The 9,643-nt window shown below is 69.8% G+C and carries 8 protein-coding genes; 5 read left to right on the forward strand and 3 right to left on the reverse strand.

The window, feature by feature from the left end; all coding sequences use genetic code 11:
• Positions 1 to 1,117: 1,117 nt before the first annotated feature.
• The gene (locus ACTWQF_RS36040) at positions 1,118 to 3,208 is read left to right on the forward strand and encodes a hypothetical protein (protein WP_443283993.1); all 2,091 of its coding nucleotides are present in this window, start codon (positions 1,118 to 1,120) and stop codon (positions 3,206 to 3,208) included.
• 389 nt (positions 3,209 to 3,597) lie between these two features.
• Here ACTWQF_RS36040 and ACTWQF_RS36045 read toward each other — a convergent pair whose 3' ends face one another.
• Genes ACTWQF_RS36045 through ACTWQF_RS36055 form a run of 3 tightly spaced genes read right to left on the reverse strand, consistent with a single transcriptional unit; the run spans position 3,598 to position 6,034 of the window.
• Positions 3,598 to 4,389, reverse strand: a complete 792-nt coding sequence (locus ACTWQF_RS36045) for an ABC transporter permease (RefSeq protein WP_443283994.1) — start codon at positions 4,387 to 4,389, stop codon at positions 3,598 to 3,600.
• A complete protein-coding gene (locus tag ACTWQF_RS36050) occupies positions 4,386 to 5,342 on the reverse strand; it encodes an ATP-binding cassette domain-containing protein (protein ID WP_443283995.1) in 957 nt (318 codons plus the stop codon). The genes ACTWQF_RS36045 and ACTWQF_RS36050 overlap by 4 nt, the downstream gene beginning before the upstream one ends.
• A gap of 29 nt (positions 5,343 to 5,371) precedes the next feature.
• On the reverse strand, positions 5,372 to 6,034 hold the full coding sequence (locus ACTWQF_RS36055; protein ID WP_443283996.1) for a DUF4097 family beta strand repeat-containing protein: 663 nt from the start codon (positions 6,032 to 6,034) through the stop codon (positions 5,372 to 5,374).
• A gap of 222 nt (positions 6,035 to 6,256) precedes the next feature.
• Between ACTWQF_RS36055 and ACTWQF_RS36060 the strand changes: the two genes are divergently transcribed.
• The 4 genes from ACTWQF_RS36060 to ACTWQF_RS36075 all read left to right on the forward strand — a co-directional run bounded on the left by ACTWQF_RS36060 (position 6,257) and on the right by ACTWQF_RS36075 (position 9,411).
• Entirely contained in the window at positions 6,257 to 7,012 is a 756-nt protein-coding gene (locus ACTWQF_RS36060; RefSeq protein ID WP_443283997.1) for a helix-turn-helix domain-containing protein, read from the forward strand.
• Between the two features lie 300 nt (positions 7,013 to 7,312).
• The gene (locus tag ACTWQF_RS36065; RefSeq protein ID WP_443283998.1) at positions 7,313 to 7,651 is read left to right on the forward strand and encodes a hypothetical protein; all 339 of its coding nucleotides are present in this window, start codon (positions 7,313 to 7,315) and stop codon (positions 7,649 to 7,651) included.
• Entirely contained in the window at positions 7,648 to 8,463 is an 816-nt protein-coding gene (locus ACTWQF_RS36070; RefSeq protein ID WP_443283999.1) for a relaxase/mobilization nuclease domain-containing protein, read from the forward strand. Before ACTWQF_RS36065 ends, ACTWQF_RS36070 begins: the two co-directional genes overlap by 4 nt.
• Positions 8,464 to 8,595: 132 nt before the next feature.
• A complete protein-coding gene (locus ACTWQF_RS36075; RefSeq protein WP_443284000.1) occupies positions 8,596 to 9,411 on the forward strand; it encodes a hypothetical protein in 816 nt (271 codons plus the stop codon).
• The last annotated feature ends 232 nt before the right edge of the window (positions 9,412 to 9,643 follow it).

Raw genomic sequence — 9,643 nt, forward strand, 5'->3', positions numbered from 1 at the left:
CTCGTCGCGGGGGGCCGGACACCCTCCAGGGGGGGACTGCTCGAACTTGCAGCGCAGGCAGGCGCATTGGATGGATGCGTCCGTTTAGTTGAGGGAAGCTCGCCAGCTGCCCATCGAGCCCGATCGGTGACGCTGCGACATATGCCCCTCAGCCACCGGCAGTGCTACTGGAGGGGTAGAGTGCCCAACAGCATTGATCGTAAAGAGAAGTGGCCCCGTCGACCGGCCTTGGCAAGCCGGGAGGGGCCACGTGGCCGAGGGACCTTGTAGTGGGGGTCCGATCGGCCGGCCGAACACCCCTTGTACCCAAACCGAAGGGCGTCGACACAGTGACCAGGGTACCCCTGCATCTTCCCGACTACACCGCACCCCACCGTGGTGCCACCGGCTGCCTGTGCAGCGGGTGGCCCTTCGGCGGGGTGTTTGTGCTGTGTGAGGGCACCCCGAAGCGCCCCTCGGATGAGGGGGTCGGGATGACGTAGGTGAGTTGGGGCGCCTTTGGCTGCCCCGGGCGCTCAGCTCAGGTGATTGGGAGATCACCTCACCTCAGCGCCCCTGTCCGACACCGAGTGGGCTTGGCGGAGCCCTCTCGAAGGGGTCGTCCGCTGGTTGGAGCCAGCAGACGGTTCGTAATCAGGTTTCGACCAAGAAACCGAAGAAGCACCTAGTGGGGCTTCGTCGTGCCAAGTGGCCGGAGCCCCTCGACGGGAGCCATTGTGCACGACTGCCTGCGGGCTTGCCACTGTCGGCATGCCTGCACACCTGATTTCGGCCGCTGTGCACCCCAGTTCGTCACTCGCCCTGTGGGCGATGTCACACGGACTGGTGAGTGCCTTTCGGCCTCCTTGGCGCGCGTGCCTGCGCTGGCAGCCAGGCCCATGCTGACCGCGAGTGTCAACTCCCAGGGGGTTGAGCGGGCCACGATTTCATCGGCGGCTGTCACATTCGGCCGTTTCCGTGCCCGTTTCTGGGGCGTGATGATCGCGCGCGCCTGTGAGTCCTTCGGACGTTCCCTTCCCGCCGTCGGCCGACCACGGCCGACCGAGCCGTCGAGTGGGCACGCCTGTGCAAACGCGCCCCGAGCGGGGCGGTTGTGTCGGGGGGAGGCGGTGCGGCGATGAGCTCCATGACGGCGCCCGCGCGACCGCGGCTGATCCCTGGGCAGCGGCGCCGGGATGGGCCCCGTCTCGTGCCGGTGCAGGTCGGTCCCGTGCCCGAGTACGGTCCGGCGCACCCGCTCGCGCTGGCCGCCGGTATGCGTGCCCGGCTGCGTACCGTGGTGCACACGTTGCTGGCGCACCCTGATCTGGCCGGTGCGCCGGATCCGGTGAGGCTTGCTGTGCTGGTCCTGGCCTCGCGGACCAACGCCACCTCGTTGGAGGCGGAGGTCACCACGCGGGAGTTGGGTCAGTGGATCGGCCTGTCGGCAGAGCGTGCGAGCAAGGCGGTGGTCCGCCCACTGCGGGCCATGCCGATGGTGGATGTGGAGACCCGTCCTGGGGAGTACGCGGAAGACGCCGGTCTGCGGTGCCGCCTGCGTCCCTTGGCGGAGGCTTCCGACCGGGGCCTGCTCGGGCTGAGCAAGAAGGAGTTGTCGGTGCTGCACCGGCTCGTCGAAGCGGTGATGGCGCCGGGCTGGTTCCACCGGGACGGGAGGGTGACTCCGGCCGGGCTGCTGGGCTGCCGTACAGGCCGTGGGGCGGCCACGGACCGCCTGGCGCTGCTGCTCCTGGTCCTGGAGGCCGGCGAGGACGGGATTGTGCCGCTGTGCGGGGGCAGGGTCGACACCCGCCGTGGCCGGGTGGTGGCGACACTGGCCCGGCTGCTGGGCTGCAAGCGGGCGGGTGCCGAGGCGGTGTTGACCCGGCTGGAAGAGGCCGGTGCCGTTGCACGGCCCCGTCGTCGCACGGCCTCGGGCCTGCACCAGAAGAGCCAGCTCGTGGTGCCTGCAGTGGCCGCCGCGCACCGGTCCGTCACCGGCCGGGAGGACCGCCGCCATGCCCCGAGGCCCTTTGTTGCAGACCCCGACGATGCGACCGGGCCGGGTCAGCCGCCAACTGCGCCCGTGAAGCCGCAGGTCGTAGCTGTGCCAGGCCCTGCGAGGCCCGAGAAGGCAGAGCCCGACGATACGACCCCCCTTCACACCCATCACTCTCCTGGGGCTGGGCGTAGTAGGAAGAGTGATGGTGGTGGTGGGTTTTCCGGCGAAGCGCCGTCGGGGACCCCAGGTCGGCCGGGACGCGCGGGCGCGCGCGGGGAGCATCCCCGCCAAGCCGTGGCCGCGCACACGACTGCGGCCGGATCCGGGCTGGGCCTGCTCCCGCACAGGGGTGGTGGGGGCAGCGCGCTGCGCGCGGAAGAACACAACCCCCCAGCTCCCTCGACCGATCCTGTGGCCTGCCCGTTTCTGGGCCGGGTAGCCCGGGGCCTGCCCCGCACCAGCGAGGTTCTCCAGCGATTGCTGCCCGAACCCACTGCGTACCAGCGGCGGTTGCTGGACCGGATGCTGGGCGGGCTGATCGCCGAGGGCGATGACGACGCGATGATCGCCTCACGGCTGCGCCAGCGCCTGGCCAAGCTGGCCACCGGTGACCCGGAGCGGCCCTACCGGTTCCGCCGCGACGCTCTGTCCTGGGCCCTGAGCATCGGCCTGCCCCTCTCACCCGGCGGCAGGACCCTCGTCCCCTGCGCCGTCGGCGGCTGCGAGGGGCGCATCTACGGTCGAGTTGCAGACCTGCGCATCCGCTGCGATGACTGCGAGCTCAAGGCGCTCTCCCGACTGGAAGCCGACCAGGCCCGCCGTGCCATCCAAGCAGCCCTCGAAGCCCCCTTGCCGCCTCCCGCACCTGAGGTCACCAGGCCGCAACCGACGCCGGCATCCGGCACCGGCCCGACGCCGAGCGACTCCCCTGCGGGGCCCGCAGGTTCCCCGGGGCTGCCTCACCGCCCGCAGCCGGACGGGGAGACCGTGCTTCACGTACCGCTCGTCGTCCGTGAGCAGATCGACCTGCTGGAGAGAATCGACCCGGCCGCCGCTCGCACCGCCCGTCGGGCCGCCGCCATCATGTACCGCCCCGACCCGCACGGCGAGGGTGGCGACCGTGCCCGCGAACACGCCTGGGCCGCCTCGGCCTGGACCGCCGTATTCGATCGCCACACCGACCAGCTCACCGCCCACTACGCACAGACCACCGCAGGAGCAGCGTGATCGCCCGCCCCGACAAGGAACGGCGAGCTGGGTACCGCCGGCCTGCAGCTCGGCGGACAGCTTCGTCAGCTCGGCCGCGTTTCGCGCGAGCCGGGCTTCCAGCTCGCTCGTCAGCTCCTGACGGGCTGTTGACGTCCTCGCGTACCCGATGCGGATCGGCTTCCCGGTGCGCCGTGGTGGGTCTTGGCGGCGGCGCCCCTTCCGCAGTGCGGTTGCTCGCGCCGGCCGAACGGCTTGGCGTGCTGAGGGAGTTCCAGCCGGGCGATGTCCGGGGAGCGAGCCCGGCAGATGGCCGGGACGCCGACGGGGCGGCGTCTTCCGACGTGGTGTCGGTGGACGCCGCCCCGGGTGGGACGAGGTGCGGGAGGCGGCCCGCATGTTCATGCCGATTACTTCGGGTCGCGCTTGAACGAGGCGGTCGACCAGCGGTAGCCGAGCACGGCCAGGCCGACGCACCAGGCGATCGCGATCCACCCGTCGTTGCCGATCTCGGTGCCGAGCAGCAGACCGCGCAGGGTCTCGATGGCCGGGGTGAAGGGCTGGTACTCGGCGATCGGCTGGAACCAGCCCGGCATCGCGTCGATGGGGGTGAACGCGCTGGAGATGAGCGGCAGGAGGATCAGCGGCATCGCGCTGTTGCTGGCCGCCTCGGCGTTCGGGCTGGCCATGCCCATCCCCACCGCGATCCAGGTGAGCGCCAGGGCGAAGAGCGCCAGCAGCCCGAACGCCGCCAGCCACTCCAGGAGCGAGGCGTCCGTGGAGCGGAAGCCGATGGCCACGGCGACGATGCCGACGAGGAGCACGCTGGCGACCGACTGCATCACGCTGCCGATGACGTGCCCGATGAGCACCGAGCCGCGGTGGATCGCCATCGTACGGAAGCGGGCGATGATGCCCTCGGACATGTCGGTTGCGACGGACACCGCGGCCCCGATGACGGTGCTGCCGATGGTCATCAGCAGGATGCCGGGGACGACGTAGGCGATGTAGTCGGAGCGGTCGGCGCCGCCGCCACCGATGCCCGCGCTCATCACGTCGCCGAAGATGTAGACGAAGAGCAGGAGCAGCATGACCGGCGTGAGCAGCAGGTTCAGGGTCAGCGACGGGTAGCGCCGGGCGTGCAGGAGGTTGCGGCGCAGCATCGTGGACGAGTCGCGGACGGTGAGGGAGAGGGAGCTCATCGGACAGACTCCTTGGGCTGGTTGGGAGTGTTGCTGCCGCCGGTCAGGGCGAAGAAGACGTCGTCGAGGTCGGGGGTGTGCACGGTCAGCTCGTCGGCGTGCACGCCGGTGGCGTCCAGCCAGTCGAGGACGGAGCGCAGCTCGCGCTGGCTGCCGTCGCTGGGGATCTGCAGCGCGAGCGCCTCGTCGTCCCGGGTGACCTCGCGCAGCGCGAGGGCGGCGGACTGGTACGCGGCCGGGTCGGAGAACCGCAGCCGCACGTGCCCGCCCGGGATGAGCCGCTTCAGCTCCTCGGCGCTGCCCTCGGCGGCGATCCGGCCGTTGCTCAGTACCGCGATGCGGTCGGCCAGTTCGTCGGCCTCCTCCAGGTACTGGGTGGTGAGGAAGACGGTGACGCCGCCGGAGACCAGCTCGCGGATGATCCTCCACATGTTGTGGCGGCTGCGCGGGTCGAGGCCGGTGGTCGGCTCGTCGAGGAAGATGATCCTTGGGTTGCCGACCAGGGTCATGGCGATGTCCAGGCGGCGCTTCATGCCGCCGGAGTAGCTCTGGGCGGGCTTCTTCGCGGCCTCCACCAGGTCGAACCGCTCCAGCAGCTCGGCGGCGACCCGCCGCCCCTCGCGCTTGGAGAGGTGGTGCAGGTCCGCCATGAGGAGCATGTTCTCCTCGCCGGTGATCAGGCCGTCGACGGCGGAGAACTGCCCGGTGACCCCGATCGCGGCGCGTACCGCCTGCGGGTCGGCGGCCAGGTTGTGGCCGCCGACGTGCAGGTCACCGCCGTCGGCGCCGATGAGGGTGGAGAGGATCTTGACGGCGGTGGTCTTGCCGGCGCCGTTCGGGCCGAGCAGGGAGAAGACCGTTCCGGCCGGCACCGCCAGATCGATGCCGTCGAGTACGACCTTGTCGCCGTAGGACTTGCGCAGCCCGTTCGCCGCGATGGCCAAGCTGGTCATGAGGGGTGCTTCCTTCCAGAGGCTGCGGGTCAGAGGCTGCGGGCGGCGATGTCGCCCTGGGAGGCGGTCGCGTGGATGTCGAGCTCGGCGGTGCCATCGTTCTTGAGGTCGTTGCTGATGCGGCCGTAGGAGGTGCCGGCGTCCAGGGAGGCGGAGACTCCGGCGGCGGCGCCGACCGAAATGTCGCCGGACTGGGTGCGGAGCACGACCTTGCCGCGCACGGCCTCTGCGATCCGTATGTCACCCCTCTCGGTGCTGATCTCCGCGGGGCCGTTGAGCCGGCCGACCTCGACGTCGCCGTCGCTCGCAGTGAGGCGGGCGCTCGCGGCCTCGTCGATCTTGAGCTGCTGGTACGCGCCTTCGAAGGTGACGTCGCCGAGGCGGCCGACGGCCCGGAATTCGGCGCTGGCCGCCTTCCCCTCGACGCGGGAACCGGCGGGCAGCTGGACCGTCACCTCGATGGATCCGGAGGGGCCGAAGTACTGGTTCTTCGCCGGGACCTCGATCCGCAGGACTCCGTCGGCATATCCGATCTTTGTCTGCTCCGCTGCCTTCACATCGCGGCTCTTCGAGGCGTTCGCGGGCAGGACCTCGACCGCGGTGTCGGCCCGGTCGGCGGCGATGATCTGGACGCGCCCCGCGGGGATGTCGAGAACGGCGGAGATCGGGGCGGGGGTGTCGAACTTCTGCATCGTGCTCTCCTTGGGAGTCGTCGTTTCGAACACTGGAAAAGCTACGTTGCGTTTATGAGTGTGGCAACACGCACGTTGCATAAAAACGTCATAACTGCAGATCAAAACCTTGCAGTCGTTGCAGTAGTTCTGAACAGTAATGCAACATCTCCAACTGAGTGTTGCAATGAATTGGGCGCGAACGCTACGCTGGACGCATCAGTGAACACGAAGGAGGCCGCAATGCCGGGAGGCAGGCTCACCCAGCAGGACCGCCAGCAGATCGCGCTGGGGCTGGCCGACGGCCTCGCTTACGCGGAGATCGCCAGAGGTCTCGAGCGCCCGACCTCGACGATCACGCGTGAGGTAATGCGCAACGGCGGCCCCACCGGATACCGCGCGGACCTGGCCCACCGCGCCACGGAACGGCGCGCCCACCGGCGAAGGCCCGCCTCGTCCCGAGGCTCGGAGCCGGTCCCCCAGCCACACGGACGCGACGCCGAGGCCGTCCGTGAGTACGAGGAGCTGTTCACCACCGTCATGATGGAATCGGGCCTGCCCAAGATGATGTCGCGGGTGATGGTCTGCCTCCTCACCACCGATGCCGGCAGCCTGACGGCGTCCGAACTCGCCCAGCGCCTTCAGGTCAGCCCGGCGACCATCTCCAAATCCATCGCCTTCCTGGAGAGCCAGGCCCTCGTCCGCAGGGAACGCGACGAACGCCGCCGCGAGCGCTACGTCGTCGACGACGACATCTGGTACCAGTCGATGGACGCCAGCGTCCGGTCCCTCAACCAGCAGGTCGAGATCGCACGGCAGGGCGTCGGCGTCCTCGGCCCCGGCACTCCGGCCGCCGTCCGCCTGGAGAACGTCGCCCGCTTCCTCGACTTCGTCGGCGAGAGCCTCGCCCGCGCCGCGGAGCAGGCCCGCGACATCCTCTACACGAAAGTCGAAACGACCTCAGACGGCACTGCCACGCCAAGTTCAGATCGCGGATAGACAGCCTCGGCCGCCACCGCCGGGACATCGGCCACCTTCGGGGATCACCCCAACCGCTGGTACGCCTTCAACACACCAACCCCGCCAGCAGATGCTGGTCCTCCTGCGTCCCCGGTCACACCCACCCCCGGTCTCGCCCACAGCCCCCCGTTCCCCCGGCCTGCCCAAGCCCCCACCAAGCACGGAGGATTACGGTTGGTGCCGTGACACACCGTGATGCTGCGGTGGACGAACGAGGGGACACAGGGGACACACATGGTGCGGGGGATTCCGGGAAACAAGCGCACGCACTGCGTCAGCGTGCGACTGAACTCCGACGAGCTGGAGCGCTGGCAAAAAGCGCGCCAGGGGACAGAACGCAAGGAACTCGGTGCCTGGGTACGGGCAGTCGTCGAGGAATCCCTCAACGGACACCCCGGCCTCCCCGGTGACGTCCCTCGCGTACCCCAGGTGAACGAGACCGCCTACACGCAACTCGTACAGGCAGCGGAAAACCTGCGGAACCTCATGCGCCACGCGCAGGAACACGGCAGTCTCCCCGCTGACGCCGACGCGGTACTCGCCCAGCTCGGCAACGCGGCACTTCACGTACGTGGCCTGCCGGTGGCACCCGAGCGCGCAGCCGGACCGGCACAGTGATCGCGAAGATCACGAAAGGCCGACGCGCAGACCGCGCCCTCCGCTACGACTTCGGCCCCGGCCGCGACGAGGAACACGTCAACCCCCGCCTCATAACGGGCAACGTCCCCGGCACCGTCGACCAGCTGGCACACCTCATCGACGCCCACACCGCCCGCCGCGCCGACGTGGCCCGCCCCATCTGGCGCTGCGCCCTGCGCACCGCCCCCGACGACCCGATCCTCCCGGACGCGTCCTGGGCCCGAATCGCCGAGCGCTACGTGACCCGCATGGGATACGGCAACTGCCCCTGGGTCGCCGTCCGGCACGGCGAGGACCACATCCACCTCACCATCAGCCGCCTCGACTGGACCGGCTGGCTGGTGCGGGACGCCTTCGACTACCACCGCTCCTGGCCCGTCGTCCGCGACATCGAGCGCATCTGGAAGCTCGTCAACGCCGAAGAACGCAGCAACCGCATCGCCCCCCAGGTCACCCGCCCCGAAAGAGCCGCAAGCGAGAACAGGGGAGCACCCCGCCCCGAGCGCGAGGAACTCCGCGCCCGCATCCGCGCCGCACGCGACGCGACCCGCGGCCAGGGCCAGAACGCCTTTGAACGCGCCCTGACCGAAGCAGGAGTGGACTGGCGCGCCCACAGCTCCCCCTCCACCGGCCAGGTGCGGGGCTACTCCTTCAGCATCCCTTCCTGGCGGGACCAGGAAGGCACCCAGATATGGGTAACCGCCTCCAAGGTCGCCAAGGACCTGAGCTGGCCCCAACTCCACGCTGCCCTGACCCCTACCCCCGACCAGCCGCCGGGCCTCCAGAACTGAAGAGCTGTCCCAGACCGCTGACAGCGATCTGTCCCAGACCACTGTCAGTGCCGCACGAGACACTGGTGAGAGGGCCCATTACGCAGCCTGCCGCCACTTCGTGCAAACCGTGCCAAGCGGAGGGACGCACCCGTGAGTCAGAACCGCGCCGACTTCGGCCCCGTGCAACTCGCCCGCTGGCTGGGCATCGAAGAACCACAGCTACGCCGCGCGCAGAACAGGGGACTGATCCCCCCACCGGACATCGACGACAAACGCTGGTCCTACGCCCTGGCGAAGACACTCCCGGACCGGATCGAGGCCATCTTGGCCGCACTCGAACTGAAGCAGGACCCCGCCCCGCCCGTAACCACCCCCTCTGACGCCGGCAACCGACCCGCCGTCCCCCGGGCAAGCGCGGCGCAGCGACGCGAGACCTTCGGACCGGTGCAGCTCAGCCGCTATCTGGGCCTGAAGACCTGGCAGCTACAGCGCGCCCGGGAACGCGGCCTGGTCCCAGAGCCCGACACCGAGCAGAAGCGCTGGTCGAAGGAGCTGGCGCAAACCCTCCCCGACCGCGTCGAGGAGATCCTGACCATCGTCGGCGACCACCCCGGCCTCGGTTCGGAGAAGGCCGCAGAGCATCTCGCACAGCGCACCGGCCTGGAGGTGGAACGGGCCGACGTCCAACTGCTGGCCGAGCGCGGCGTGCTGCGCCCCGTCGGTGACTTCCGCGGATGGCCGCTGTACGCCATCGAGGACCTGGACGCCCTCACCCCGGCGGACGTCACCACCGCCATATCCGACCGCCACGCCTGGATCGAGGCGAGCCTCAGCAGCGAGGAGGCCGCGCAACTGCTGGGCTGGCCCGTCGGGAAGTTCGAAGTAACCGCCGAACGCCACGGACTGACCCCCGGCCGCTTCGGCCGCTACGCACGTGCGGATGTAGAGCGCCTGTCCGCGCTGTAGCACTCCCTGGACAGAGCCCCGACAGAGCGGGGGAAGGCAGCCAGCCTTCCCCCGCTCTCGCGTTCCAGCTCGCTCTCTTCCCCCGCGCCAACTCCTGGGAGAAGTATCGGTGGTGGTGAGAGGGAGAGGAGCGAGCTATGCAATAGGGCTTCGGTTATTGTGGGGGCGGGTGGCGATGGGCTTGTGTGGCGGGGGGTGGTGGTCGCTTGGCGGTGTCGGGGGGGGGCGGGGT

It is taken from the genome of Streptomyces sp. 8N114 (genome assembly GCF_052245835.1).
In the GTDB taxonomy this organism is placed as follows: Bacteria; Actinomycetota; Actinomycetes; order Streptomycetales; family Streptomycetaceae; genus Streptomyces.

Coding starts and splice junctions, on each gene's coding strand:
- ACTWQF_RS36060 (WP_443283997.1), top strand. CDS start 6,257: ATGCCGGGAGGCAGGCTCACCCAGCAGGACCGCCAGCAGATCGCGCTG.
- ACTWQF_RS36050 (WP_443283995.1), bottom strand. CDS start 5,342: ATGACCAGCTTGGCCATCGCGGCGAACGGGCTGCGCAAGTCCTACGGC.
- ACTWQF_RS36045 (WP_443283994.1), bottom strand. CDS start 4,389: ATGAGCTCCCTCTCCCTCACCGTCCGCGACTCGTCCACGATGCTGCGC.
- ACTWQF_RS36055 (WP_443283996.1), bottom strand. CDS start 6,034: ATGCAGAAGTTCGACACCCCCGCCCCGATCTCCGCCGTTCTCGACATC.
- ACTWQF_RS36040 (WP_443283993.1), top strand. CDS start 1,118: ATGAGCTCCATGACGGCGCCCGCGCGACCGCGGCTGATCCCTGGGCAG.